Origin of the sequence: Glycomyces sp. TRM65418, assembly GCF_019710475.1 — a bacterium.
In the GTDB taxonomy this organism is placed as follows: domain Bacteria; phylum Actinomycetota; class Actinomycetes; order Mycobacteriales; family Micromonosporaceae; genus Glycomyces.
In genome coordinates, this window is sequence record NZ_JAJFAX010000008.1 from 35,962 (window position 1) to 61,714 (window position 25,753).

Annotated in this window: 22 protein-coding genes; 6 read left to right on the forward strand and 16 right to left on the reverse strand. The window is 70.6% G+C overall.

The features are described from left to right. The first annotated feature begins 30 nt into the window (after positions 1-30). On the forward strand, positions 31-2,580 hold the full coding sequence (locus K3N28_RS17390) for an ATP-binding protein (protein WP_228094017.1): 2,550 nt from the start codon (positions 31-33) through the stop codon (positions 2,578-2,580). Positions 2,581-2,594: 14 nt separating this feature from the next. Beyond that, on the forward strand, positions 2,595-3,011 hold the full coding sequence (locus K3N28_RS17395; protein WP_228094018.1) for a roadblock/LC7 domain-containing protein: 417 nt from the start codon (positions 2,595-2,597) through the stop codon (positions 3,009-3,011). Between the two features lie 56 nt (positions 3,012-3,067). On the opposite strand, the gene K3N28_RS17400 is transcribed toward K3N28_RS17395, so the two are convergent. From K3N28_RS17400 to hemE, 14 genes are all read right to left on the reverse strand, one after another. Next, on the reverse strand, positions 3,068-4,534 hold the full coding sequence (locus K3N28_RS17400) for an ATP-binding protein (protein WP_228094019.1): 1,467 nt from the start codon (positions 4,532-4,534) through the stop codon (positions 3,068-3,070). 335 nt (positions 4,535-4,869) lie between these two features. Continuing rightward, on the reverse strand, positions 4,870-5,298 hold the full coding sequence (locus tag K3N28_RS17405) for a type II toxin-antitoxin system VapC family toxin (protein ID WP_228094020.1): 429 nt from the start codon (positions 5,296-5,298) through the stop codon (positions 4,870-4,872). Further along, positions 5,295-5,549: a type II toxin-antitoxin system VapB family antitoxin gene (locus K3N28_RS17410; protein WP_228094021.1), complete on the reverse strand. Its 255-nt coding sequence runs from the start codon at positions 5,547-5,549 to the stop codon at positions 5,295-5,297. Before K3N28_RS17410 ends, K3N28_RS17405 begins: the two co-directional genes overlap by 4 nt. A 121-nt stretch (positions 5,550-5,670) precedes the next feature. Continuing rightward, the gene (ilvC, locus tag K3N28_RS17415; protein WP_228094022.1) at positions 5,671-6,681 is read right to left on the reverse strand and encodes a ketol-acid reductoisomerase; all 1,011 of its coding nucleotides are present in this window, start codon (positions 6,679-6,681) and stop codon (positions 5,671-5,673) included. Between the two features lie 19 nt (positions 6,682-6,700). Further along, entirely contained in the window at positions 6,701-7,222 is a 522-nt protein-coding gene (gene ilvN, locus K3N28_RS17420; protein ID WP_228094023.1) for an acetolactate synthase small subunit, read from the reverse strand. Between the two features lie 121 nt (positions 7,223-7,343). Continuing rightward, a complete protein-coding gene (locus tag K3N28_RS17425) occupies positions 7,344-9,203 on the reverse strand; it encodes an acetolactate synthase large subunit (RefSeq protein ID WP_228094024.1) in 1,860 nt (619 codons plus the stop codon). Positions 9,204-9,434: 231 nt separating this feature from the next. Beyond that, positions 9,435-12,176 (reverse strand): bifunctional diguanylate cyclase/phosphodiesterase, encoded by a 2,742-nt coding sequence (locus K3N28_RS17430; protein ID WP_228094025.1) that lies wholly within the window; start codon positions 12,174-12,176, stop codon positions 9,435-9,437. Between the two features lie 106 nt (positions 12,177-12,282). Next, on the reverse strand, positions 12,283-12,900 hold the full coding sequence (locus tag K3N28_RS17435; RefSeq protein WP_228094026.1) for a hypothetical protein: 618 nt from the start codon (positions 12,898-12,900) through the stop codon (positions 12,283-12,285). 100 nt (positions 12,901-13,000) lie between these two features. Next, positions 13,001-14,845, reverse strand: coding sequence for a dihydroxy-acid dehydratase (gene ilvD / locus K3N28_RS17440; protein WP_228094027.1), 1,845 nt, complete (start codon positions 14,843-14,845; stop codon positions 13,001-13,003). Positions 14,846-15,014: 169 nt separating this feature from the next. Next, positions 15,015-15,536: a S26 family signal peptidase gene (locus K3N28_RS17445; RefSeq protein WP_228094028.1), complete on the reverse strand. Its 522-nt coding sequence runs from the start codon at positions 15,534-15,536 to the stop codon at positions 15,015-15,017. Then, on the reverse strand, positions 15,523-15,729 hold the full coding sequence (locus K3N28_RS17450; protein ID WP_228094029.1) for a hypothetical protein: 207 nt from the start codon (positions 15,727-15,729) through the stop codon (positions 15,523-15,525). The genes K3N28_RS17445 and K3N28_RS17450 overlap by 14 nt, the downstream gene beginning before the upstream one ends. After that, complete coding sequence (gene hemQ / locus K3N28_RS17455) at positions 15,726-16,442, reverse strand: hydrogen peroxide-dependent heme synthase (protein ID WP_228094030.1); 717 nt, start codon at positions 16,440-16,442, stop codon at positions 15,726-15,728. The genes K3N28_RS17450 and hemQ overlap by 4 nt, the downstream gene beginning before the upstream one ends. A gap of 13 nt (positions 16,443-16,455) precedes the next feature. Continuing rightward, positions 16,456-17,865 carry a protoporphyrinogen oxidase gene (gene hemG, locus K3N28_RS17460; RefSeq protein ID WP_228094031.1) on the reverse strand — a complete coding sequence of 470 codons (1,410 nt, stop codon included), beginning with the start codon at positions 17,863-17,865 and terminating at the stop codon, positions 16,456-16,458. Continuing rightward, the gene (gene hemE / locus K3N28_RS17465; RefSeq protein ID WP_228094032.1) at positions 17,862-18,905 is read right to left on the reverse strand and encodes a uroporphyrinogen decarboxylase; all 1,044 of its coding nucleotides are present in this window, start codon (positions 18,903-18,905) and stop codon (positions 17,862-17,864) included. The genes hemG and hemE overlap by 4 nt, the downstream gene beginning before the upstream one ends. A 247-nt stretch (positions 18,906-19,152) precedes the next feature. Here hemE and K3N28_RS17470 point away from each other — a divergent pair, with 247 nt between their 5' ends. Further along, positions 19,153-20,367 (forward strand): ribonuclease D, encoded by a 1,215-nt coding sequence (locus K3N28_RS17470; protein WP_228094033.1) that lies wholly within the window; start codon positions 19,153-19,155, stop codon positions 20,365-20,367. A 62-nt stretch (positions 20,368-20,429) separates the two neighbouring features. On the opposite strand, the gene K3N28_RS17475 is transcribed toward K3N28_RS17470, so the two are convergent. Together K3N28_RS17475 and K3N28_RS17480 are read right to left on the reverse strand one after the other, a co-directional pair. Next, positions 20,430-20,849 carry a type II toxin-antitoxin system VapC family toxin gene (locus K3N28_RS17475; RefSeq protein ID WP_228094034.1) on the reverse strand — a complete coding sequence of 140 codons (420 nt, stop codon included), beginning with the start codon at positions 20,847-20,849 and terminating at the stop codon, positions 20,430-20,432. Continuing rightward, the gene (locus K3N28_RS17480; RefSeq protein ID WP_228094035.1) at positions 20,846-21,112 is read right to left on the reverse strand and encodes a hypothetical protein; all 267 of its coding nucleotides are present in this window, start codon (positions 21,110-21,112) and stop codon (positions 20,846-20,848) included. The genes K3N28_RS17475 and K3N28_RS17480 overlap by 4 nt, the downstream gene beginning before the upstream one ends. Before the next feature lie 301 nt (positions 21,113-21,413). Between K3N28_RS17480 and K3N28_RS17485 the strand changes: the two genes are divergently transcribed. The 3 genes from K3N28_RS17485 to K3N28_RS17495 all read left to right on the forward strand — a co-directional run bounded on the left by K3N28_RS17485 (position 21,414) and on the right by K3N28_RS17495 (position 25,731). Next, complete coding sequence (locus K3N28_RS17485; RefSeq protein ID WP_228094036.1) at positions 21,414-22,604, forward strand: thiolase family protein; 1,191 nt, start codon at positions 21,414-21,416, stop codon at positions 22,602-22,604. Continuing rightward, the gene (locus K3N28_RS17490; protein WP_228094037.1) at positions 22,604-24,688 is read left to right on the forward strand and encodes a 3-hydroxyacyl-CoA dehydrogenase NAD-binding domain-containing protein; all 2,085 of its coding nucleotides are present in this window, start codon (positions 22,604-22,606) and stop codon (positions 24,686-24,688) included. Before K3N28_RS17485 ends, K3N28_RS17490 begins: the two co-directional genes overlap by 1 nt. Before the next feature lie 242 nt (positions 24,689-24,930). Then, positions 24,931-25,731, forward strand: coding sequence for a hypothetical protein (locus K3N28_RS17495; RefSeq protein ID WP_228094038.1), 801 nt, complete (start codon positions 24,931-24,933; stop codon positions 25,729-25,731). Positions 25,732-25,753: the final 22 nt, after the last annotated feature.

The following is a 25,753-nucleotide window of genomic DNA, read 5'->3' on the forward strand; positions in this document are numbered from 1 at the left end:
TCCCCGCCCTCTACCAAGGAACCCCCTGAGATGAACGATGAGCGAGCCGAACCCCCGCAAGCGGAGCGGCGGCCGCGCCGCCGCCTGTGGTCGCGCGTCAGGATCCGGACCAAGCTGACGATCATGCTGCTCGTCCCGGCGCTCACCCTCGCCGGCATGGTCACCCTGCGCATCGTGGAGTCGGCGGCCGAGGCCCGTGACATCGGGGCCACCGCCGACGCGGTGGAGCTGGCCCGCGACGTCGACGCGGTCATCGGCGCGATCCAGGCCGAGCGGCTGGACGCGGCGATGCTGGTGTACCAGGACGACACCGAGCTGGCCGACGCCGAGACGCTCCTGGCGTCGTTCGAGGAGCACCAGGCGGCGACCGCCGCGGCGCTGGACGCGTTGGCCGCGACCCGCTCGGACCTCGACCTGAACGCCGAGACCCTCGCGCTGCTGGAACGGGCCGACGTCCCGCTCGAGCGGCTGGGCATCGCGCGCACGGCGGTCCAGGAGGGCACGGTGGACGCGGTCCACCTGACCGTGTACAACTCCGTGGTCGCCCGCCTCTCGGCCGTGCTCGACAACGCCGTGGACCTCGCCGGCACCGCCGAGCTGACGCGGATCGTGCGCACGGCGAGCCTGCTGGCGGGCATCGACGAGTACTCCGAGCAGCTGCGGCTCCTGATCCTGTCCCTCGAGGACGGGAAGCCGCTCGCCGAGAAGCACCGGACGTTCATGCGGCTCGCCGCGGCACGCGAGGAGTCGCTCAACGAGTACCGCCGGATCGTGGCGCAGACCGACCCCGACGCCGCCGTGTTCCGAGTGGGCGGCATCGGCGCGGCCGAGGCGCGCTCGGCGAACGCGTTCGAGAGCGAGGTCGCCGGTTCGCGATCGGACGACCTCCAGGAAGTCGACCACGCCGCGCTCATGGCCGCCTACGACGCCCGGCACGGGGCCACGGCCGCGCTCGTCGACGAATCGCTCGACGAGGCCACCTCGCGGGCGGACGCCATCAGCACGGCCGCGTTGCAGCGCCTGGGCGTCGAAGGGCTCATCGCCATCGTCGCGCTGGCCCTGGCGGTCCTCATCGCCTACGGCATCGGGCGCTCGGTCACGCGCGGCCTCGGCGATCTGGCCGGTTCGGCCCGCCAGATCGCGATGGTCGACCTGCCGATGGCGGTCAAGCGCGTCGACCAGCAGCAGGGCCTGGGCGGGCTGAGCCCGTTCGAGTACGCCGCGCGCACCACCCCGCCGCTGCGGGTCCAGGGCGAGGACGAGCTCAGCGAGGTCGGCGAGGCGTTCAACATCGTGCACCGCGAGGCCATCCGCGTCTCGGCGCAGCAGGCGCTGCTGCGGTTCCACGTCGGCGCGATCTTCGTGCGGCTGGCCCGCCGCGGCCACTCGCTGACCGGCCGGCTCACCGCCGAACTCGACGAGGCCGAGCGCAACGAGCAGGACCCCGAGCGGCTCCAGCGGCTCTTCCGGCTCGACCACCTGGCCTCGCTCATCGGCCGCGCGAACGACAGCCTCCTCGTCCTCGGCGGCTCCTCGGCGGCGAAGGTGCGGACCACGGACGCGTCCTTGGACGACGTGCTGCAGGCCGCGCAGAGCCGCATCGAGTACTACACGCGCATCGAGGCGGCCGCCGACGACGGCGCGTGGGTCAAGGCCGACGTCGTCGACGACGTCGTGCAGCTCCTGGCCGAGCTCATGGACAACGCGACCCGGTACTCCGAGTCGGCCGCCGAGATCACCGCCCGGGTCCTCACCGGGAAGGTGATCATCCAGGTCCGCGACCACGGTATCGGGATCGAGCCCGAACGCCTGGAGCGGTTCAACGAGCGGCTGCGCCGCGAGACCCCGGTCGACCTGGAGGCCATGCAGGCCATGGGGTTGACCGTGGTCGGGTTCCTGGCCGCGCGGCACGGCATCGAGGTCGAGCTGCGGCCGTCCATCGGCGGCGGCGTCGTCGCCGAGGTGGCCGTGCCGGGTTCGCTGCTCTCGTTCACGCCGCCGCCGAAGGCCGAGCGGGTCCCCGAGCGGCCCGCCGCGATCGCGTCCCCGCAGCCGCCGCCGCAACCGCGGCCCGCGCCGGTCCCGGAGCCGCGCCGGCGGGAGAACGCGCCGCTGTTCAACCAGAGCGCCGCTCCCCCGGCGCCGGCGCCCGCGCCGCAGCGGCCGGTGCCGCAGCAGCGTCCGGCCCCGACCGCCGGGCCCCGGGCGCTTCCGGCCGGACCGGGCCGGGGCGAGATCGAGGGCGACACCCGTCCGCTCCCGGTGCTCTCCTCGGCCGCGTCCGCGTACCTCTCCGAGATGCCCGAGATCAACTTCGAGGTGACGGTCGTGCACGCGGACCCGTCGCTGCGGGCGGGGCAGCCGCTGCCGCAGGCCGCGCCGAAGCCGCCGCTGACCGGACCGAACGGCCTGCCGCAGCGCCAGCCGATGTCCAACCTGGTCCCCGGCGCGATCGCGCCGTCCCCGGGCCAGGACGGCAAGCCGATCGAACGCAATCCCCGCAGCATCGGAGCGACGTACTCCGCGTACGCCAGAGGCCTCTCCGGCAGCCGAACGCCCGCACCGAACAATGAGAACTGACCCGAGGATCGACCATGACCACTAGCGCACAACTGGACTTCCTACTCAACGACTTCGTCGGCAGGGTGCCGCACGTGACGCACGTGATCGCGGTGGCGGCCGACGGGCTGCTCATCGCCTCGAACAACACGCTGCCGCGTGACGAGGCGGAGCGGCTGTCGGCCATCGCGTCCGGTCTGACGAGCCTGTTGGCCGGCGCCGCACGCTCGCTGCAGGCCGACCCGGTGATCAGCAACCTGACGGAGATGAACGGCGGCTTCATGTTCTCGATGTCGGTCTCCAGCGGCGCGAGTCTCTTGGCGCTGGCGGGGCTGCACTGCGACATCGGCCAGGTCGGCCACGAGCTGGCCAACCTCATCAACCAGGTCGGCCCGGCCCTGACCCCGGCGGCCCGCCAGGTCCTGGCCGCCAACCAGCAGTACCCCCAGTAGCGACGAAAGGCCGGGAACCGCGGCGCGGTTCCCGGCCTCGCGAGTTGCTCACGACTTCAGCGGTAGAGGTCGGTCAGTCCGATCAGGCAGGTGTCGGTTCTTTCGGCTGCGAGTCGGCTCAGACGGTCGTTGAAACCCGCGCCGGAGAAGCACATGAGGCGCGTACCGGTCGTGTCGAACTTTCCGGAGTCGCTCAGGAGCGACCGGATGCGTTCGAGTCGTTCGAGGTGCGCTCGCCCCATGACGTCCTGCCATTTCGACTCACCGACGGCGAGCAGGCGCGGCTTGCCGCTGTCCGATGCGGCGATCACCGCCACATCGACCTCGTGGGAGGTCTTGGCGGGCGGATCGTTGACCACTCCGCTGGCCACAGTGGTGGGCAGATCGCCGAACAGGTCGGGGTCGGCATGGTAGAGGGCCCAGTCCCGGCACAGCTGCTCGAAATGCGGTCCCAGGATCTTGCTGGCGAACCGGTGCCGGCTGGCCTTCCATACGCGGTCGGCCATGCCCGGCCTCTGCAATTGGTCCCACACCGGTCGCATGATCCCGGCGTAGAAGGCGATCAGCGGCTCGGCGATGCGGTACGCCGACCGGTTCTTGCGGAAGGCGTCGGCATCGCGGTGCAGCAGCCCGATGTCCTCGAGCACCTGAATCGGGTGGGCGATGTCGACGGCCTTGCGTTCCAGATACGCGGCGATGCCGCTGCGAGTGGCGTTGCCGTCCGCGACGGCCGAGAGGACCGAGAGGTACAACGCCGGGTCGCGCACATCGGCTTCCTCAGCGAGGAGGTAGCGGCCTTCGCGGAACAGGGGCGTCTGGGGGTTGAGCGCCGTCCGAACGACCCAATCGTCGAAATCCGCCAAGTCATGCGGCGCATCGCCGCGGAGGAATTCGTTCAGGTAGGCGGGAGTGCCACCGACGATCGCGTGGGTCCGAACCGCTAGGTCGGGGTCGTCGATCTGCCAGAACTCGGCCGCCATACGGTAGTCGAGAGGAGGCACCAGCAGTTCGAGCGCGGCCCTGCCGCGCAGCGGCGCGCCGCCGGAGAGCAATCGGCCCATGAACGACATCGCCGAACCGCACAGCAGGAGCCTGGTTCGGGACTCGGTCCGCTCCGGCCGCAGCGGACCGAATGCCTGCTGAAGGATCGACGGCAGTTCGGGGTTCGCGCGGGCCAGGTAGGGGAACTCGTCGATGACCACGGGGACCGGTCGCTCACGCCCGAGCGCGAGGATCGCGTCGACCGCTTCGAACCAGTCAGCGAAGTGGAAAGCGGTCGGGGGATTCGCGAAGCGGGTGAGCGAGTCACTGAACCGCCGCAGCGACTCGGCATCGGCGGCTTCGGTGGCTCCGAAGTAGCAGCCTCCCGCCGCCCGCACGATGGCGTCCAGCAGGAACGTCTTACCCTGGCGCCTGCGCCCCGAGACCACACCGAGCGTGGCCCCCGGTCGCGTGTCGGAGACGAACCGATCCAGCGCCGACCACTCGACATCGCGGTCGAACACTTCTCCTGGCTTCTCCATACGGCCTCCTGTTTATAGAACTACAGTTTATAAAACTATAGAGCTATAAGCATCGAATCGTCGGCCGCGACGCGCTGGGTGGGACGCACGCGCGAGGAGGCATCCGGCGATCCCGACACCTGCAGTGCCGCATGGCGAGGCTGCCGTGGAGTCCTTCGCCCCCACCGAGAAGGCCGGGAACCGCACCGCGGTTCCCGGCCTTCTCGGTGATCTCGCCCTGCTCCCCGCGCATGAGGGCGCGCCTGGGGCTCCGGCGGTCTCGGTCAGATCATGCCGCGGCTAGGCCGTCTCGGTGATCTTGCGCTGCACCCAGCGGCAGAACGAAACCCGCGCATTCATGCGACGTCTCCCCGTGGCGGCCGCAGGACCGCGACGTCGGTTCGAACGAAGTCTTCACCGACGCACAGGATCGGCCGATCGAATTCAGCGGCGACGCCGTATACGACGCAGTCGCCGAAGTTCAGCTTGGCCGGGTACCGCCCCTTGCCGAAGCGCCGCCATGCTTCGAGTGCACGTTCGGCCGCACTGGCGGTTACATCGACTATCTCGATCTCTGCGTCACGGAGAAACCGTGCGGCGAGCCCGGTTCCGGGCAGACCGAAACGGGATTCGAGGACCATGCCGAGTTCGAGGTAGGTCGCAGCAGGCATGACCGCGGCGGTCGCCTGAGCGAGCACTTCCTCCAGCCAGTCCGCACCGGGTTCGTCGCTCACGATGGCGACGACCGCGGAAGTGTCCACAACGGGAAAGGCGGTTTCGGTCACGTGGGCAGGCCGTCCTCGTCGTAGCCGATGATGTCGTCGCTCGCGCGGGAGTCGAGTACCGGCAAGGACCGTGCTTCAGCGCGAAGGGCGTCCAACCGGTGGCGGATGCGTCGTGAACGAAGACCGTGCGCCTGCCGCTCCAGACGTTCACGGATCGCTTTCTCCACGGCTTCGGTAAGGGACTCCCCAGTGGCGGCGACAAGCTCACGCGCGAGCTGATCAGCTGCGGGGCTCTTGATGCTCAGTGCCATGTCCGCAATTCTACCATTGAGTCTATAAATCTAGAACACGCTTCTCGCGCCGATTGTCGGGCCAACCTTAAAGGCCGGGAACCGCTGCGCGGTTCCCGGCCTTTAAGGTTTTTATACCGAATTAGGCAGTTTCGGTAATTTTACGCTGCACCCACGGCATGAGGGCGCGCATCTTGGCGCCCGTCTCCTCGATCGGGTGGTCGTTCTGCTCCTGCTGGAGCTTCCGGTAGTTCTCGCGCTTCTCGGCCTCGGCGACCCATTCCTTCGCGAAGGTGCCGTCCTGGATCTCGCCCAGGATGCGCTTCATCTCGGCCTTGGTCTCGGCGTTGACGACGCGCGGGCCGCGGGTGAGGCCGCCGTACTCGGCGGTGTCGGAGACCGAGTACCACATGTTGGCGATGCCGCCTTCGTAGATCATGTCCACGATGAGCTTGAGCTCGTGCAGGCACTCGAAGTACGCGGCCTCGGGGGCGTAGCCCGCCTCGGTCAGCGTCTCGAAGCCGGCCTTGATGAGCTCGGCGGCGCCGCCGCAGAGCACGGCCTGCTCGCCGAACAGGTCGGTCTCGGTCTCCTCCTTGAAGGTGGTCTTCAGGACGCCCGCGCGGGTGCCGCCGATCGCCTTCGCGTAGGAGAGCGCCACCGCCTGGGTGTCGCCCGACGGGTCCTGCTCCACCGCGACGAGCGCGGGAACGCCCTTGCCGTCCACGAACTGGCGGCGGACCATGTGGCCCGGGCCCTTCGGGGCGACCATGGCGACGTTGACGTCGGCCGGGGGCTGGATCAGGTCGTAGCGGATGTTGAAGCCGTGACCGAAGAACAGGCTCTTGCCGGCGCTCAGGTTCGGGGCGATCTCGTCGGCGTACAGCTTGGCCTGCACGGTGTCCGGCACGAGGATCATGATGACGTCGGCCCACGCGGCGGCCTCGGCCGGAGTGAGCACCTTCAGGCCCGCCTCCTCGGCCTTCGGACGCGACTTGGAGCCCTCCTGCAGGCCGATGACGACCTCGACGCCGGAGTCGCGGAGGCTCAGCGAGTGGGCGTGGCCCTGCGAGCCGTAGCCGAGGACGGCGACCTTCTTGCCCTGGATCAGGGCCAGGTCGGCGTCGTCGTCGTAGAACACTTCAGCGGACATGCGTTGCTTCTTCCTTCACTTAGCTATTCGGTGTGACGTAGCGGGAGAGCGAGGCCATGGACTTGGCGCCGCGCCCCAGCGCGACCGTCCCCGACTGGACGAGCTCCTTGATCCCGAACGGTTCCAGGACTTCCAGGAACGCCTCGATCTTGTCGGAGTTCCCCGTGACCTCGAAGGTGACCGTGTCGGGTGTGACGTCGACCGAGCGGGCCTTGAACAGCTCGGCCGCGGCGATCACCTGGCCGCGGGTGGCGGCGTCGGCGCGGACCTTGACGAGCAGCAGTTCGCGCTGCACGGAGGAGCCCGCTTCGAGTTCCACGATCTTGAGGACGTGGATGAGCTTGTTGAGCTGCTTGGTGACCTGCTCCAGCGAGCCCGCCTCGACGTCCACCACGATGGTGATGCGGCTGACGCCGGGGTGCTCGGTCTCGCCGACGGCGAGGGAGTCGATGTTGAAGCCGCGCCTGGAGAACAGAGCGGCGACGCGGGCGAGGACGCCCGGCTTGTTCTCGACGAGGACGGAAAGGGTGTGAGTGCTCATCAGCGTTCACTCCGGTTCGGGGAACGGCGACGGAGTCGCCGGCCTTCGTCTCCGCGGACGCGCAGCGTCCACGATTGCGGGCGGGGGCGGGCGACGGGTGGGCGCGTAAGGGCGTGGGCCATCAGATCTCCCCTTCGTCGTCGAAGTTCGGGCGCACGTCGCGCGCGTACAGGATCTCGTCGTTGGAGACCCCGGCCGGGACCATCGGCCACACCATGGCGTCGGGTCCGACGGTGAAGTCCACGACCACCGGGCGGTCGTTGATCGAGTTGGCCTGCTTGATGATGTCGTCGACCTCGTCGACGGTCTCGGCGCGCAGGCCGACGCAGCCGAGCGCTTCGGCGAGCTTCACGAAGTCCGGGACCCGCGGGGAGCCCTCGGAGTGGTGCGTCGACAGGTTCGTGTTCGAGTACCGCTTGTCGTAGAACAGGGTCTGCCACTGGCGGACCATGCCCAGGTTGCCGTTGTTGATGACGGCGACCTTGATCGGGATGCCCTCGATGGCGCAGGTCGCGAGCTCCTGGTTGGTCATCTGGAAGCAGCCGTCGCCGTCCACGGCCCACACGGTGCGGTCCATCCGCCCGAGCTTGGCGCCCATGGCCGCCGGGACGGCGAAGCCCATGGTGCCCAGGCCGCCCGAGTTGAGGAACGTGCCGGGCTTCTCGTAGTCGATGAACTGCGAGGCCCACATCTGGTGCTGGCCGACGCCGGTGGTCCAGATCGTGTCCTCGGGCGCGAGCGCGCCGAGCCGCTCGATCACGAACTGCGGGGCGGGCAGGCCGTCGTCGATGTCGGTGTACCCCAGCGGATAGCGGCCGCGCAGGTCGTCGAGGGTCTCCCACCAGGTCTTCAGTCGCTCCTTGCCGGGGTCGGCGTAGACCTCGAGCATGGCGGCGATGGCGGCCTTGCAGTCGCCCACGATCGGGACGTCCGCCTCGCGGTTCTTGCCGATCTCGGCCGGGTCGATGTCGACGTGGACGACCTTGGCCTCGGGGGCGAAGCTGGCGAGCTTGCCGGTGACGCGGTCGTCGAAGCGTGCGCCGAGGGCCACGAGCAGGTCGGACTTCTGGAGGGCGTGCACCGCGGGCACCGTGCCGTGCATGCCGGGCATGCCCAGGTGCTGCGGGTGCGAGTCGGGGAAGGCCCCGCGCGCCATCAGGGTGGTCACGACGGGAGCGCCCGTGAGCTCGGCGAGTTCCAGCAGCTCGGCGTGCGCGCCGGACTTGACGACGCCGCCGCCGACGTAGAGCACGGGCTTCTTCGCCTCGGCGATGAGCGCGGCGGCCTCGCGGATCTGCTTGCCGTGCGGCTGCGTCGTGGGACGGTAGCCGGGGAGGTCCATCTTGGGCGGCCACACGAAGGGCGCCTTGGCGTTGAGGATGTCCTTGGGAATGTCGACCAGGACCGGTCCGGGGCGGCCGGAGGAGGCCACATGGAAGGCCTCGGCGAAGACCCTCGGGATGTCCTCGGCATCGGTGACCAGGTAGGAGTGCTTGGTGATCGGCATGGTGATGCCGCAGATGTCGGCTTCCTGGAACGCGTCCGTGCCGATGGCGGACGAGGCGACCTGGCCGGTGATGGCCACGATCGGGACGGAGTCCATGTGGGCGTCGGCCAGCGGGGTCACCAGGTTGGTCGCGCCGGGGCCGGAGGTCGCCATGCACACGCCGACCTTGCCGGTGGCGAGGGCGTAGCCCTGGGCGGCGTGGCCGGCGCCCTGCTCGTGGCGGACGAGGACGTGGCGCACCTGCTCGGAGTCGAGGAGGGGGTCGTAGGCGGGGAGGATCGCGCCGCCGGGGATGCCGAAGACGGCCTCGACCTCGAGCGCTTCGAGCGCGCGGACGACGGCCTGCGCGCCGGTGAGGACGGGCGCTGCGGCGGGAGCGCCGAGCGGAGGAGCGGGCTTGGGTGCCTTCGGCCTGGCGGGCTGAGCTTTGGCAGCCTGCGGCCCTGGCTTCGGTGCCTTCACTGGTGTGCTCATGTCCTTAGTCCAATAGGGAGTATGCGGCTGGTTCGACGGAGCTCGTCGTTCCCCGGGCAGAAAAAATCGCCCGCGTGCTAAGACGCACGGGGCGAGCGCACCGTCGGAGAACGACAGTGCGCTAGATAAGTACTACGACGAGCGGCCGGGCGGCAAAGGCCTCGGTCGCGATGATGAAGTCGTAGTTCTGCTTCGGCACGCTCCCCAGGATGCACCATTCCGGCCCGTGAGTCAACTTTTCTCAGACTCCGGGACGTCGGTCGGCGTGTCGTCGGGCCCCTCCGGATCCTCCGGCTCAGCCTCGATCACGGGGGCGGGCAGCGCCGGCGGGAGCGCCCGCGGCTCCTCGGTGAGCCAGCGCGTCAGGTCGTCGGGCTCCATCGGCTTGGCGAGCAGGTATCCCTGCACCAGCGGCGCCTGCGCGGCGATCATGGCGTTGAGCTGCAGATCGGTCTCGACGCCCTCGGCGATGACCTCCATGCCGAGGATGCGCCCGAGCTCGACCGTGACCGCCGCGAGCGGGCCGACGCCGCCGTCGTCCTTGGCGATGAGGTCGCGGTCGATCTTGATGATGTCCACCGGGAGCCGTTCGAGCTGCCCGAGCGAGGAGTATCCGGAGCCGAAGTCGTCCAGGGCGATCCGCACGCCCGCGCCGCGCAGGGCGCTGAGCTGGGCGACGAGGGTGTTCAGCTGGTGGGAGAAGTCGTGCTCGGTGACTTCGAGGACGAGCCGCCGCGCCGGGACGCCCGCGGCGATGAGCGCGGTGTTGACCTCGGTCGCGAACAGGTGCGTGTGGAGTTCCTTGACCGAGACGTTCACCGAGATCCAGGCCTTGATCCCGGCGCTCGCCCACGCGGCGAGCTGCTCGGCGGCGCGGTTCACCGTCCACACCGCGAGATCCTGGGTCAGGCCCGACTCGGTCGCGGCGGGGATGAACTCGCCGGGGCTGACGTGGCCGAGCCGGGGGTGGTGCCAGCGCATGAGCGCCTCGGCGCCGACGATGGTGCGGTCGACGGTGGAGAACACCGGCTGGAGGACCAGGCGCAGCTCGTCGCGGGCGATGGCGCCGCGCAGCTCCTGGGTGAGCTCGTTCCGGCGGCGCACCTTGCGGTCGAACTCGGCGTCGTAGGTCGCGTACCGGTTCTTCCCGGCCTGCTTGGCGGCGCGCAGCGCCAGGTCGGCGTTGCGCAGCAGGATCTCCGGGTCCCCGAGGCCTTCGGCGACGGTGGCGATGCCGACCGAGCCGGTGGTGAACACGGTGGACTCGTCGTGGAACTCGTACGGCTCCCCCAGCCGGGCGACGAGGGACTTCGCGGTGGCGACGGCCTCGGACCAGCTGGCGCGCAGCAGGATCGCGAACTCGTCGCCGCCCAGGCGCGCGCCGACGTCGGTGGGGCGCAGCAGTTCCCTGATACGGCGGGAGACCTCGACGAGCAGTTCGTCGCCGAAGTCGTGGCCGCGCGTGTCGTTGACGTTCTTGAACCCGTCGAGGTCGAGCAGCAGCAGCGCCGTCTGGTGCTCCTCGGCGGAGACGCCGTCCTCCAGGCTCTGCAGGAGCGCCCGGCGGTTCGCCAGGCCCGTGAGCGGGTCGGTGTAGGCCATGCGGGCCAGCTCGGTCTCCAGGCTCCTGCGGGCGCCCACGTCCTCCATGCGGGCCACCAGGCCGCGCACCTGCGACTTGCCGCGGAGGTCGGTGACGATCGTCTCGGTGTGCCGCCAGCGCCGCGCGGCGTCGCGGACGCGGACGGTCATGGAGACCCGGCCGCTGCGGACGGCCCCGTCGAGGAGGGCGCGCAGGACCTCTTCGGCGGCGCGGCGGTCGTCCTCGTGGACGAGGTCGAGGAAGGACGCGCCGACGCAGTGCCCCGCCTCGGTGGCGGGCCGCCAGGCGGCGTCGTCGGGGTGCCAGGTGACCGTGAGGTCGTGGTCGAGGACCAGCACGGTGTCGGAGGCGACGCCGACGATCGCGGACAGCTTCCGCTGGCGCAGGGCGGCCTCGTCGCTGACGCGGCGGACGTCGAAGTGGGTGAGCACCAGGCGCGCGCCGAGGGCCCCGGCGGCGGCGATGCCGAGCAGGGCGGCGTCGAGCGGGAGGGCGCCGCCGTCGACCCCGTTGACGAGCACGGCCGCGACGGCGAGTCCGGCCGCGATGCCCATGACGGTGTAGTGGACGCCGGGGTAGTTCGGCTTGTCGACCGGGGCGGGCTTCTGGGTGCGGGCGAGGTAGGTGACGCCGAGGAGGGCCGCGCACATGGCGACCCAGGCGACCGACCACCACAGGATGCGCTCGTCGGGGCGGCCCCACTGCCAGGTCGTGAAGGTGGCCATGCCGCTGAAGTGGACGGCGAAGACGGCGATGTAGGCGAAGGCGTGCCGGCGTCTCCAGCGCTGGATCCGGAACGTCGTGGTGACGCCGACGCCGAGCATCACGATGCCCATCATGGCGGGGATGACGATCGCGACGTCGCCGTCATCGAGGTGCCCGCGGAACTCCTGGAACAGCGGCCGGGCGACGAGGAGCCAGACGACGAACAGGGCGCAGAGGCCGACGAACGCGCCGTCCACGAGGCGCCGCTGCACGCCGAGCGGGGCCCAGCCGTTGTCGGGCAGGCGCAGCAGCGCGAGGGCCCAGAGGATCACCGCCGCGGAGAAGCCCAGCCCGGCGACGAGGTCGGCGCTCCCGCCCGGCAGCCAGCAGGCGGCGGCCATGGTCGCCGCGGTGGTCTGGATCCCGGCCGCCATGAGCTGGTAGGTGACGCGGCGGCCCGGCTTGATGCGTCCGGCGGCGCGCCACATGAGGAGCCCGGCGCTGGCCGCGCCGAAGCTGCCGAGGACGGCGGCGCTGGCGGGGTCGATGCGCTGCGCCCCCGACCGCATGCCGACGACGACGGCCGCCGCCAGGACGGAGCACCAGACGGCGGCGGTCGCGGTCCAGGACAGCAGCTGTCGGACGCGTCGGGGGGTTGGCGTCATCCACTGACCCAATCTTAGGAAGGCTCGTGCTTTACAGAATGCCGCATCCTCCGGCGTATCCGTCTCGGGCCCTCGGGAAATGCCGCGCCGGAGGTCCGGTCGCGGGCTAGCGGAGCCCGTGGAGCGGGGGGCCGGGATCGGCGGGCGGGGCCTCGCGGAGGCGCTCGAGGGCGCCTCGCGTAGCGGTGTCGAGCTCGGCCGCCTCGCGCTCCCGGCGTTCGACGTCCTCGCGGGCCTGGAGGAGGTCGGCCCGGAGCCGGGCGAGCTGGTCGTCGCGGCGCGCCTGCGCGTCGGCGGCCTTGGTGCGGCCGCTGCGGTCGATGTAGAGCGGGACGAGCACGAGCAGGCCGGACAGGATCGCGAGGAACCACTGTCCGAAGACGAGGAAGAGCAGGGCGATCGCGCCGAGGGCGACGGCGAAGCCCGTGATGACCGGCTTGGACGGGCCGATCGGCTCGAAGTCGAGGTCGATGCGGCGCGCGATCGCGTCGACCTGCTCGGGGTCGTGGCCCTCGCGGGTGATCTCGACGGCCAGGCCGCGGCGGCGGACCGTGCGGACGACCGCCTCGGGGGCGGCCAGGCCGGACTCGAGGCGGTCGAGGCGCGAGCGCAGGAGCGGCACGGTCAGGTCGAGCGAGAGGCGGCGGGCCAGCTCGTCGTCGAGGTCGTTGATGGCGTGGGCCTGGCCGAGGTCGCCGGTCCACCAAGGGTTGACACGGGTCATGGGGCTGCTCCGGGGGCTCGGGGGCAGGGGCGAGTTCATTCTGCCCGCAACGCGACGGCGGCGGGGCCCCCTCGGGGACCCCGCCGCCGATCCGGATTCGCTAGTCGACCTTGCGGACCGCGCCGTCGCTGGCCGGGGTGGCCATCGCGGCGTACGCCCGGAGCGCGCGGGAGACCACGCGGTCACGGTTCACCGGAGTGAACGGCTGCTCGCGCTTCTCCTGGGCCACGCGGCGTTCGGCCAGGACCGAGTCGTCGACCTTCAGCTCCAGCCTGCGGCCGGGGATGTCGATCTCGATGATGTCGCCGTTCTCGACCAGGCCGATCACGCCGCCGCCGGCGGCCTCGGGGCTGACGTGCCCGATCGAGAGGCCGGAGGTGCCGCCGGAGAAGCGGCCGTCGGTGATGAGCGCGCACTTGCGACCCAGTCCACGTCCTTTGAGGAACGAAGTCGGGTACAGCATCTCCTGCATGCCCGGGCCGCCCTTGGGGCCCTCGTAGCGGATGACGACGACGTCGCCTTCCTTCACGGACTTGTCGAGGATGCCCTGGACCGCGTCCTCTTGCGACTCGAAGACGTGGGCCGGACCGGTGAAGGTCCAGTTCTCCTCGGGCACGCCCGCGACCTTGACGACGCAGCCGTCGACGGCGAGGTTGCCGAACAGGACGGCCAGGCCGCCGTCCTTGGTGTAGGCGTGCTCGACCGAGCGGATGCAGCCGTCCTCGGCGTCGGTGTCCAGGCTGGCCCACCGGTTCGCGGTCGAGAACGCCTCGGTGGTGCGGACGTTGCCCGGCGCGGCGTGGTACAGCTCGATCGCCTCGGGGGACGGGCTCTCGGCGCGGATGTCCCACTTGCCGAGCCATTCGGCCATCGAGGCCGAGTGGACCGTGTGGACGGTGTCGTTGAGCAGGCCGCCGCGGTAGAGCTCGCCGAGGATGGCGGGGATGCCGCCGGCGCGGTGGACGTCCTCCATGTGGTACTTCGGCGAGTTGGGGGCGACCTTCGACAGGCACGGGACGCGGCGCGAGATCGCGTCGATGTCGGCCACGTTGAAGTCCACCTCGGCCTCGCGGGCGGCGGCGAGCAGGTGCAGGATCGTGTTCGTGGAACCGCCCATGGCGACGTCGAGCGCCATGGCGTTCTCGAACGCCTCGCGGGTGGCGATGCTGCGCGGCAGGGCCGACTCGTCGTCGTGCTCGTAGTAGCGGCGCGCCAGGTCCATGACGACGCGGCCGGCTTCGGAGAAGAGGTCGCGGCGGGCGGCGTGGGTGGCGAGGGTCGAGCCGTTGCCCGGCAGCGAGAGGCCCATGGCCTCGGTGAGGCAGTTCATCGAGTTCGCGGTGAACATGCCCGAGCAGGAGCCGCAGGTGGGGCAGGCGGCCTCTTCCATCTTGAGCAGCTGGGCGTCGGAGACGTCGTCGTTCGCGGCGGCGATCATCGGGTCGATGAGGTCGAGCTTCTGCGTGACGATCCCGTCCTTGTCGACGGTCTTCCCCGCCTCCATGGGGCCGCCGGAGACGAAGACGACCGGGATGTTCAGGCGCAGGGCGGCCATGAGCATGCCGGGGGTGATCTTGTCGCAGTTGGAGATGCACACGAGCGCGTCGGCGCAGTGGGCGTTGACCATGTACTCGACGGAGTCGGCGATGATCTCGCGGCTGGGCAGGGAGTAGAGCATCCCGCCGTGGCCCATGGCGATGCCGTCGTCGACGGCGATGGTGTGGAACTCCTTGGAGACGCCCCCGGCCTCGGCGATGGCCTCGGCGACGATGTCGCCCATGTTCTTGAGGTGCACGTGCCCGGGCACGAACTGCGTGTAGGAGTTGGCGATGGCCACGATCGGCTTGCCGAAATCGGAGTCGGTCATGCCGGTGGCGCGCCACAGCGCGCGTGCGCCGGCCATCTGGCGGCCATGAGTGGAAGTGCGTGAACGAAGCGCTGGCATGGATCAAGTCTGCCACGTCCCGTATACCGAGATGAACGGCCCGGAACTTAGGATGTCCTGGGTTTCAAGAGTGGTCGAAAGCCGTGAGTCGCGATATTACCGAAATATCCCCCCTAAGGGACCCCTAGCGACAAGTCTACAGCCCAGGTACGACAATCCCGATACGTGATTAAAACTCGCGAATCACGGTGCCGAAGACGGCCGCGGCCGGGCACGGACCGTGGCGGCGGGAGTCCTCGCCGGCCGGGTTGTCGCTCAGCAGGAAGTAATGACCGGGCGGCACCGGATCGCCGGAGCCGGGCATCGGTTCGCCCGGGCCTGCCGCGACCCGCTTGATCCACCACGGCGACGGCGCGTCGTCGCGCCCGGGAGCCGCCGAGGAGTCCGGGTCGCGGCTCGCGCGCTTCCCGGACGGGGCCGACCGGCGGCGCGCGCGCAGCACCGACGGGGCCCGATCGGCCTCGGCCCAGCCGAGTCCGGGGTCCGGGGCGGCGACGACCACGACGTCGCCGACGGCGATCCGGCGCGTGCGCTTCGCGAGGACCTCATGGCCGTCGTGCAGCGCCGGCTCCATCGAGACGCCCTCGACCTTCACGAGCAGCCACCGCCGCCGCAGCTGGCGCACCGACTCGGCCATGAGCGCGAACACGACGACCAGCAGCAGCGGGAAGAGCCAGTCAGAAGAGGTCATCGATCCCGCCTTCGCCGGGGTCCTCCCCGCCGCGCCTGCGGAAGCGCTCGAACGCCGTGAAGCTCGTCAGTCCCAGCGCCGCCATCACGACGAGGACCGCGTACGCGAACGCCAGGACCACGAAGACGACGAACCCGACCTGGGCGATCAGCAGCAGGCCGTAGCCCGCCGCGGGCCCCGCATCGCCCGTCACGGGAGGTCGTTGATGATGTCGGTGATGCTGCGGCGCTTGCCCGTGTAGAACGGGATCTCCTCGCGCACGTACAGCCGCGCCCGGGAGGCGCGCAGCTCGCGCATGAGGTCCACGATCCGGTGCAGCTCGTCGGCCTCGAAGGCGAGGATCCACTCGTAGTCGCCGAGGGCGAAGGACGCGACGGTGTTGGCGCGCACGTCCGGGTAGTCGCGGGCCATCTGGCCGTGCTCGCGCAGCAGGTCGCGGCGCTCTTCGTCGGGCAGCAGGTACCAGTCGTAGGACCGCACGAACGGGTACACGCACACGTAGCCCTTCGGGTCCTCGTCGGCCAGGAACGCCGGGATGTGGCTGCGGTTGAACTCGGCGGGCCGGTGCAGCGCCATGTTGGACCACACGGGAGCGAGGTGGCGGCCGAGCGCCGAGCGGCGGAAGTCGGCGTAGGCCTTCTGGAGCCGGTCGGAGGACTCGGCGTGCCACCAGACCATGAGGTCGGCGTCGGCGCGGAGGCCGGTGAGGTCGTAGGTGCCGCGCACGGTCACGCCGTGGTCGCCGCAGTGCTTCGCGAAGAACGCCTCGGTGTCGGCGGCGAGGTCCTGCCGGATCGAGGGCATGTGCTCCTCGACGCGGAACACCGACCAGAGGGTGTAGCGGATGGTGTCGTTCAACTCCCGGATGCGCTGCGCGTTCGGGTTGTGCGACTGCTGCTCGGTCACGGTGCGGCCCTTCTTATCTCGAGTCTGGGGTGAGCTGTGCTGCGATGAGGTCGGCGGCATGCCGCCCCGAGGCGATGCAGGCGGCGATGCCGACCCCGTCCACGGCCGCGCCGGCGATCGCGATGCCGGGGTGCTCCGCCAGCGCTTCGCGGGCGGCGGCGACGCGGGCGCCGTGGCCGGGCGTGTACTGCGGGAGCGCACCGCCCCAGCGGTCGACGCGCTGCTCGACGGGTTCGGGCAGGCGCCGGCCGAGGTGTTCGCCGAGTTCGCGCAAAGCGGTCTTGGCGAGGGCGGCGTCGTCGTGCTGGAGCAGGGCCTCCTCGCCGAGGCGGCCCATGGAGACGCGCACGATCTGGCGGCGGCGTCCCAGGTGGGGCCATTTGTTGCTCGCGAAGGTGGCGGCCTTGACGGTCTTGCCTTCGGAGGCGGGGGTGAGGAATCCCGAGCGTTCGGGCAGGTCGAGCCGGTCGAACGCGAAGGAGGCCAAGGCGACCGAGGCGTAGGCGACGGCGCTGAGGGCGGCCGCGGCCTGGGGTTCGACGGCGCGGAGCAGCTGGGCCGCTGGCGAGGCGGGGACGGCGAGGATCACGGCGTCGGCGGTGAGCTTGATCGGATCGGGGACGGGTCCGGCGATGATCTCCCAGCCGTAGGGCGTCTGGCGCAGTTCGCGGACGGTCATGCCGAGGCGGATCTCGGCGCGCGCGCACGCGGAGGTGGCGGTGACGAGCCGGCTGAGGCCGCCGTCCACGGTGGCGAACACGGGTTTGCGGGGGCCCTCGGCGGGCCGCTTGACCTCGGCGACCGCGTCGGTCAGGCGCACGTGGCGTTCGAGGGCCGAGGCGAGCTGCGGCATCACGGCGCGCACGGAGAGCCGGTCGACGTCGCCGGCGTAGACGCCGCCGAGCATCGGGGCGACGAGCCGGTCGAGCACCTCCTCGCCGAGGCGCGAGCGTACGAGTTCGCCGACGGACATGTCAGCGCCGGGTTCGAGGATCGGCAGGCCGTTGTCGGGCCGTTCCTTGGCGTTCGCGACGGCGGTCACGTCGGCGGGGTCGCCGGGGATGCCCATCATGTGGCCGGCGGGGAAGTCGACGAGTTCGCCGCCGAGGCTCAGACCGGGTTTGGCGGCCGACGGGTAGACGAGGGCGTCGCCGAGGCCCACCTTGCGGGCGAGGTCGATCGCTTCGGGCCGCGCGGCCAGGAGCGACTCGGCGCCGGTCTCGACCGGCCGCCCGGCGAAGTCGACGGTGTGGATCTTGCCGCCCAGGCGCGGGGACTGCTCGGCGACGATGATCTCGGCGTCGGGGCCGAGGCGTTCGCGCAGGCGGTGTGCGGCGGCGAGACCGGTGATGCCGCCGCCGACGATGAGGACCCGGGTCCGGCCGGGCGTGCCCGTGAGGCGGGCCGGGGTCATCGGGCTCATCGCGCGGTGACCTCGTGCACGCGGTCGACGACGAGCTTGAGCTTCCCGGGGTCGGAGTCGGGCAGGACGCCGTGGCCGAGGTTGAAGATGTGGCCCTTGGCGGCCTTGCCGGCTTCGATCACGGCGTCGGTCTCGGCCAGGAGCGGCGCCTCGTCGGCGAGGATCGCGGCCGGGTCGAGGTTGCCTTGGAGGACCTTGTCCGGCAGGCGCTTCGCGGCCTGGTCGAGCGGGATGCGGAAGTCGACGCCGCTGACCTCGGCGCCGGTCTCGGTCATCGCTTCGAGCAGGTGGCCGGTGCCGACGCCGAAGTGGATGCGCGGCACCGATTCGGCGACGCCCGCGAGCGCGGCGGTCGAGTGCGGGAGCGCGAAGCGGCGGTAGTCGGCCTCGGAGAGGGCCCCGGCCCAGGAGTCGAAGAGCTGCACGGCCTTGGCGCCGGCCTCGACCTGGATGCGCAGGAACTCGCCGCAGATCGCGGCGAGGCGGGAGGCGATGCCGTGCCAGACCTCGGGCTGCGACCGCATGAGGGCCTTGGTCTTCGCGTGGTCGCGGCTGGGACCGCCCTCGATGAGATATGACGCGAGGGTGAACGGGGCCCCGGCGAAGCCGATGAGCGGGGTGTCGCCGAGTTCCTTGGCGAGCAGGCCGATGGCCTCGGTGATGTAGGGGACGTCGCAGGGGTCGAGGTTGCGCAGGCGCTTGACGTCGGCCTCGGTGCGGAACGGCTCGGCGACGACGGGGCCGGTGCCGGGGACGATCTCGATGTCCACGCCGATGGCGGCGATGGGCACGACGATGTCGGAGAAGAAGACGGCGGCGTCCACGCCGTAGCGGCGCACGGGCTGCATGGTGATCTCGCAGACCATCTCCGGCGTGCGGCAGGCCTCGAGCATCGAGGTGCCCGCGCGGGCCTCCTTGTACTCGGGGAGGGAGCGTCCGGCCTGGCGCATGAACCAGACGGGAGTTCGGCTTGGCTCCTCGCCGCGGCAGGCCGCTAGGAACGGGGAGACGGAAGGAACGGCTGCTGCTGCGTTGGACACGAATCCATCTTTTCACGCCTTCATCACGGTCGTCCGCAGCGGCGAGTGCGATGTGGCCCGCACTCCCGCCGCGGCGCCGGGAGTGCGATGTGCCCCGCACTCGCGTTCGGGCTGTGGCGGGCCGCTCGGGATCGGTACGTCCATCATGGAGACCAAATAGGGCGATTACGCCACTATCGGGTGGATATCGGTCTCGGGCTCGGCGGGGCAGTGGCGCACCCCGGTTACCTGGCCGTACGGTGAACGGGTGACCGATCCCCAGCCCGAGGCCGAAGCCGAACTCCTCACCGAGCCGCGTGAAGGCATGCCGCCGCTCATCCAGACCTCCGCCGAACTGGCCGAGGTCGCCGCTCGACTCGAGGCCGGGACCGGTCCCATCGCCATCGACACCGAGCGCGCCTCCGGCTTCCGCTACTCGGGCCGGGCGTACCTCATCCAGCTGCGCCGAGAGGGCGCCGGCTCGATCCTGGTCGACCCGATCCCGATCGAGGACCTCGAACCGCTGCGCCGCGCGCTGACGGGCCCGGAGTGGATCCTGCACGCCGCGAGCCAGGACCTGCCGTGCCTGGAGGAGCTGGAGCTGCGGCCGGCGAAGCTGTTCGACACGGAGCTGGCGGCGCGGCTGTGCGACTTCGAGAAGGTCGGGCTCGCCTCGATCACCGAGCAGCTCCTGGGCTACCGGCTGGAGAAGCAGCATTCGGCGGCCGACTGGTCCTCACGGCCGCTCCCCCACGATTGGCTGGTGTACGCGGCCCTGGACGTGGAACTGCTCATCGAACTGCGCGACAAGCTCGCCGCGGAACTCGCGAAGCAGGGCAAGTCCGCGTGGGCGGAGGCCGAGTTCGAGCACGTGCGCCTCGCGGGCCCGCCGAAGCCGCGCAGGGAACCGTGGCGGCGCACCAGCGGCATCCACAAGGTCCGCGGCGCCAAGGCCCTCGGCCGGGTGCGCGCGGTGTGGGAGGCCCGGGACGACCTGGCCCGCAAGCTCGACCGAGCCCCGGGCAAAGTGCTGCCGGACGCGGCGATCGTGGAGGCCGCGACCGCTGATCCGACCGACTTCGCCGAGCTGATGAGCCTGCCGGGCTTCAGGCGGCGCGGCGGCCGCACGAACGCGCGGCTGTGGCTCGCGGCGCTGGCCGAGGCGCGCACGGTGCCCGCCGACGAACTGCCGTCGACCACGCCGCCGCAGGACGGGCCGCCCGCGACGCACCGCTGGGCCGACCGCGACCCGGTGGCGGCCGAGCGGCTCGCCGCCGCTCGCGCGGCGGTCACCGAGGTGGCCGAGAAGCATCGTCTGCCGGCGGAGAACCTGATCGCCCCAGCGCTGGTGCGCGGCCTGGCGTGGGAGCCGCCGAAGCGGGTGACCGAGGAGCACGTGCGCAGGGTCCTGGCCGAGAACGGCGCGAGGGAATGGCAGATCGAGCTCCTGGCGGAAGGCCTCACCGAGGCCCTCAAGGGCTGAGGGAACGCGAAAGGGCAACGGCCGTCATGCCGTTGCCCTTGTGGTTCGCCGGCGGGGCCCGGTCAGTACTCCCAGGGGTTGATCAGGGTGATACCGAGCCCATCGAAGTCCTTGATGTTCCGGGTGGCGAGGACGGCTTGGCGCGAAACGCAGATGGCCGCGATCTGCGCATCCTGGGACGCAATCGGGCGCCCGCTCATCCTTCGTTCCGCCCGAAGCGAGGCATAGGGGCCCGTTGAAGCGAAATCGAAGCTCTCGATCTTGCCGGTGAAGACGCGTGAGATGAGACGGTCGATCGTCTGTTCAAGCGCCACGCGCCTGCCGCCTTGCGGTAGGAGCGCGGCGCCAAAGCGAAGCTCGGCGACGGTGACTGTCGTGACCGCCACTTGATCCGAATCCACCGAGTCGAACCATTCCCTCACCCGTTCGTCAGGGCGGGATCGGAGGTATTCCGAGACGACGTTGGTATCGAGGATGATCATTCGGAGAAGTCCACCGTCCGCTCAGGCATCTCGGATCGCGGAGGAATCTCCAATTCATCGAAGCCGCCGGTGTCCTTCAGGACCGCACGGAACGCCGCCCCCAGCGAGTTGTCGGCGGACTCGTCGGCCTGCTTGATCTCGAGGATCATCGCTCGCAGCTCCGCCTGCATGGAGCGCTCGTGCTGGGCGGCTCGGACCTTGAGCCACTTGTAGGTGTCCGGATCGAGGCCCCTGAGGTAGACCGCCCGGGTCGCTTCAGTCATCGTTGTCGCCTCCTGACGATATCGATGATATCAACGAATGCGCGGAAGCGACACGCCTTCGGCGAGAAACGGATTTCCGGACCTGACGCCGCCGAGCGGGAAACAGCGCCCGCCCGGCCTACGCCGCAGCGACTGGCGGCAGCTCGCTCGCCGCGTCGCCGCCGACCTGATCTGAAGTCCGGGACCTGCATTGACGCCGCGCTCACCGGCCGGTTCCCTCTAGGCTGGGTGGGGCCGTGACTTCGATCTTACTAGCGAGTAACATCGTCTGTGACGTTGCATACCCAAAGGAGGGGCTGGCGTGAACGACACCATCCGCGATGTCGTCTTCGTCGACGGGGTACGAACCCCGTTCGGCAAGGCGGGGAAACTCTTCGAAGAGACCCGCGCCGACGACATGATCATCCGCTGCATCAGGTCGCTGTTGCGCCGCAACCCGGCGCTGCCGCCTGAACGCGTCGACGAGGTGGCCCTCGCGGCCACGACGCAGATCGGCGACCAGGGCCTCACCCTCGGCCGCACCGCCGCGATCCTGGCCGGGTTGCCCCGGTCGGTCCCGGGCTACTCGATCGACCGCATGTGCGCGGGCGCGATGACCGCGGTCACCAGCGTGTCCGCCGCGATCGCCGCCCGGCAGTACGACGTCGCCATCGCCGGGGGCGTCGAGTCGATGTCGAACCACCCCATGGGCGAGGGCGTCGACCCCAACCCGCGCATCGTCGCCGAGCGGCTGGTCGACCCCGAGGCGCTCCAGATGGGCAACACCGCCGAGAACCTGCACGACCTGTTCCCGACGATCACCAAAGAGCGCGCCGACGCCTACGCCGTGGGCACCCAGCAGCGCTACGCCGCCGCGATCGAGCGGCTCAGCGCCGACATCACCTCGATGGCCGCGCGCTCGACCGACGAGGGCTGGACCGTCGCCACGGCCGACGAGCTGCCGCGGCCCGGGACCACGCTCGAAGGGCTGGCCTCGCTGCGGACCCCGTTCCGCCCGCACGGGCGCGTCACCGCCGGCACCGCGGCGCCGCTGACCGACGGCGCCACCGCGTGCCTGGTCGCCGACGCCGAGACCGCCGCCGAACTGGGCCTGCCCGTCGCCATGAAGATGGTCGGCTTCGCCTTCGCGGGCGTCGACCCCGAGACGATGGGCGTGGGGCCGATCCCCGCCACCGAGAAGGCGCTCTCGCGCGCCGGACTGTCCATCGAGGACATCGGCCTGATCGAGATCAACGAGGCCTTCGCCGTCCAGGTGCTGGCGTTCCTCGACCACTTCAAGATCGCCGACGACGACCCGCGCGTGAACCCGTGGGGCGGCGCGATCGCCATGGGCCACCCGCTGGCCTCCTCGGGCGTCCGCCTCATGACGCAGCTCGCCCGCGAGTTCGCCGCGCACCCCGAGGTGCGCTACGGCATCACCACCATGTGCGTCGGCCTCGGCCAGGGCGGCACGGTCATCTGGGAGAACCCGAACTTCAAGGGGGCGAACTAATGTACGCGACGCCGCTCGACCTTCCCGACTTCGACGAAGAGGTCGTCACCGAGGCCCACGTCCGCTACCTGGAGCCCCGCGGGCTCGGCGGACGCGCGGCGCTCATCACGCTCGACAACGGCTTCGACCACACCAAGCCCAACTCGTTCGGGCCCGCCGGGCTCAAGAACCTGTGGCGCGCACTGGACGAGGTCGAGGCCGCCGAGGACGTGAAGCTCGTCGCCGTCACCGGGAAGCCGTTCATCTTCCTGGCCGGCGCGGACGTCAAGCTCATGCCGAAGCTGGAGAGCCGCGAGCAGGGCCTGCAGCTCGCCCAGGCCGGGCACGCCGTCTACAAGCGGCTCAAGGACTCAGCGGTCCCCACGTTCGCGTTCGTCAACGGCACCGCGCTCGGCGGCGGTTTCGAGCTCGCGCTCCACTGCCACTACCGCACCGTCTCGACCAGCGCGATGGGCCTGGGCCTGCCGGAGGTCTCGATCGGGCTCATCCCCGGTTGGGGCGGCTCGCAGATCCTCCCGAACCTCATCGGCGTCGAGAAGGCCGCGCAGGTCATCGTCGGCAACCCGTTGAACCAGAACAAGATGCTGCGCGGCACCGACCTGGTGCCGATGGGCATCGCGGACGTGCAGTTCGACGCGGCGGACTTCCTGGAGGAGTCGCTCGAGTGGGCCGTCCAGGTGGCGACCGGCGCGATCACCGTCGAGCGCCCCGAGGTCGACCGGTCGGTGTGGCCGATGGTCATCGCCGGGGCCCGCGAGCTGGTGAACGAGAAGGTCCACAACGCCTCCGCCGCGGCCGTGCGGGCCCTGGACCTGCTGGAGCTGGCGCAGCACGCCAGCTTCGAGGAGGGGTCCCTCGCCGAGGACGAGGCGCTCGCCGATCTGGAGGCCGGGCCGCAGTTCCAGGCGTCGATCTACGCGTTCAACCTGGTCCGGTCCCTCGCGAAGCGTCCTGAGGGCGCGCCGAGCCCGAGCCTGGCGAAGGACATCGGCAAGGTCGGCGTGGTCGGGGCCGGGCTCATGGCCGGGCAGATCGCGCTCATGTTCGCGCGCCGCCTCGAAGTGCCCGTGGTGATGACCGACCTCGACGAGGAGCGGGCGCAGCGCGGCCTGGCGTACGTGCGGGCGGAGATCGACAAGCTCGAAGCGAAGGGCCGGGCGTCGAAGCTCAAGGCCGCGCGGTTGCGGGCGCTCGTCTCGGCCAGCTCGGACAAGTCGGTGTACGCCGACTGCGACCTGGTGATCGAGGCGGTCTTCGAGGAGCTGAAGGTCAAGCAGGCGGTGTTCGCCGAGGTCGAGTCGATCGTCGCTCCGGAGTGCCTGCTGGTCACCAACACCTCGGGGCTGTCGATCACGGCGATGGGCTCGCAGCTGGCGCACCCCGAGCGCCTGGTGGGGATGCACTTCTTCAACCCGGTGGCCGTGATGCCGCTGGTGGAGGTCATCGCGACCGAGCAGACCGACCAGGCGACGCTGGCGACGGCGTACGCGGTGGCGAAGAAGCTGAAGAAGACCGCGGTGGGCTCGGCCGACCGCCCGGCGTTCATCGTGAACCGGCTGCTGGGCCGGATGCTCGCGGAGGTCACCGGCGCGGTGGACGCGGGCACGCCCGTGGAGGTCGCGGATGTGGCGCTCGACGACCTGGGGCTGCCGATGCGGCCGTTCGCGCTGCTGGAGCTCGTGGGGCTCCAGGTGGCGTGGCACCTGTGCCAGCACCTGAACGAGGACCTGGGTCCGCGGTTCCCGGCGTCGGAGAACCTGCGGCGCATGGCCGAGGCGGAGTTCCCGGTGTTCGACGCCTCGGCGAAGGGCAAGGGGCGGCTCACCGAGGAGGCGAAGTCGCTGATAGAGCTGGGGAACCAGCCGGCGTCGGCCGAGGAGGTCAAGCAGCGGGTGCTGCGCGGCCTGGCCGAGGAGGTCCAGTTCATGCTCGACGAGGGCGTCGTGCCGTCGCCGAAGCAGATCGACCTGGCGATGATCCTGGGCGCGGGCTTCCCGTTCTGGCTCGGCGGGCTGACGCCGTACCTGGACCGGGCGGGGATCTCGGCCAGTGTGTCCGGTAAACCGTTCCAAACTCCGAGTTAGTGTCAGCGGTCACATTATCTTTGACCCGAGCCCGGTCTCGCCCGAAAGGACGAGGCCGGGCTCGTCCCGTGTCCGGAGGCGTGGGGGCGGCAGCGCGGACGCCCTCGGGCACCGCTCCGGATAGGGTCGCTATCGGGCATTTGCCGCGGTTGCTACTTGCGAGTAGGGAACCCCGCCCCGCGCCTGGAGAACGCGCCGGCAAGGCGGTTTGACCTGCGCTTTCGGTTCCTTACGGTTGCCCGGTGCATATTCGCAGCATCATCGAAGGCGTGACCGGCCGGGTCCGGAGCGCCGCGGCCGTGATCTCCCAGCGGTCGAGCCGACTCTTCGCAGGCCCCCACGAGCACCACCGCGTCCGTCGCTTCGCCGTCATCGGCGTCGCGGCGGCCGTCTTCACCGGCACCGGCGCGACCGCCGCGTGGGCCATCAGCAACGCCGACGATCCGGCTCCCGAGCCGACCGCCGAGGCCGCCCCCCAGACCGACGAGCCGGCCGCCACGAGCGAGGCGGCCACCGAGGCCCCGACCGAGGCGGCGACCTCGGAGGCGCCCGCCGAAGCGGCGCCCGCGCCCGCGAAGGAGCCCGCCGGACCGGTGGACATCGACGTCGCGGACCTCGACGACGAGCAGGAGGCGAACGCGGTCACCATCATCGAGACCGGCAAGGAGCTGGGCTTCGACGAGAACGGCTGGGCCGTCGCTCTCGCCACCGCGATGCAGGAGGCGAAGCTCTACAACGCCGCGTCCGAGGCGGTCCCGGAGAGCTTCGAGTACACCGACTCCGAGGTCAGCTACTCCGACCACGACTCGGTCGGCCTGTTCCAGCAGCGCACCTCGATGGGATGGGGCTCGGTCGAGGAGCTGATGGACCCCGCCACCTCCGCGAGCAAGTTCTACAACACCCTGGCCGACGTCGACGGCTGGGAGGGCATGTCCATCGCCGCCGCCGCGCAGGCCGTCCAGATCTCGGCGTACCCCGACTACTACGCCCAGTGGGAAGGCCTCGCCTGGGACATCATCGCCGCCTATGAGGCCGCGAGCTGAGACTGATTCCTCCTCCCGACGG

Bases quoted from the DNA above. Each gene is read 5' to 3' on its own strand.
- K3N28_RS17390 (WP_228094017.1), top strand. From the start codon at position 31: ATGAACGATGAGCGAGCCGAACCCCCGCAAGCGGAGCGGCGGCCGCGC.
- K3N28_RS17395 (WP_228094018.1), top strand. From the start codon at position 2,595: ATGACCACTAGCGCACAACTGGACTTCCTACTCAACGACTTCGTCGGC.
- K3N28_RS17400 (WP_228094019.1), bottom strand. From the start codon at position 4,534: ATGGAGAAGCCAGGAGAAGTGTTCGACCGCGATGTCGAGTGGTCGGCG.
- K3N28_RS17410 (WP_228094021.1), bottom strand. From the start codon at position 5,549: ATGGCACTGAGCATCAAGAGCCCCGCAGCTGATCAGCTCGCGCGTGAG.
- ilvC (WP_228094022.1), bottom strand. From the start codon at position 6,681: ATGTCCGCTGAAGTGTTCTACGACGACGACGCCGACCTGGCCCTGATC.
- ilvN (WP_228094023.1), bottom strand. From the start codon at position 7,222: ATGAGCACTCACACCCTTTCCGTCCTCGTCGAGAACAAGCCGGGCGTC.
- K3N28_RS17425 (WP_228094024.1), bottom strand. From the start codon at position 9,203: ATGAGCACACCAGTGAAGGCACCGAAGCCAGGGCCGCAGGCTGCCAAA.
- K3N28_RS17430 (WP_228094025.1), bottom strand. From the start codon at position 12,176: ATGACGCCAACCCCCCGACGCGTCCGACAGCTGCTGTCCTGGACCGCG.
- K3N28_RS17435 (WP_228094026.1), bottom strand. From the start codon at position 12,900: ATGACCCGTGTCAACCCTTGGTGGACCGGCGACCTCGGCCAGGCCCAC.
- ilvD (WP_228094027.1), bottom strand. From the start codon at position 14,845: ATGCCAGCGCTTCGTTCACGCACTTCCACTCATGGCCGCCAGATGGCC.
- K3N28_RS17445 (WP_228094028.1), bottom strand. From the start codon at position 15,536: ATGACCTCTTCTGACTGGCTCTTCCCGCTGCTGCTGGTCGTCGTGTTC.
- hemG (WP_228094031.1), bottom strand. From the start codon at position 17,865: ATGAGCCCGATGACCCCGGCCCGCCTCACGGGCACGCCCGGCCGGACC.
- K3N28_RS17475 (WP_228094034.1), bottom strand. From the start codon at position 20,849: ATGATCATCCTCGATACCAACGTCGTCTCGGAATACCTCCGATCCCGC.
- K3N28_RS17480 (WP_228094035.1), bottom strand. From the start codon at position 21,112: ATGACTGAAGCGACCCGGGCGGTCTACCTCAGGGGCCTCGATCCGGAC.
- K3N28_RS17490 (WP_228094037.1), top strand. From the start codon at position 22,604: ATGTACGCGACGCCGCTCGACCTTCCCGACTTCGACGAAGAGGTCGTC.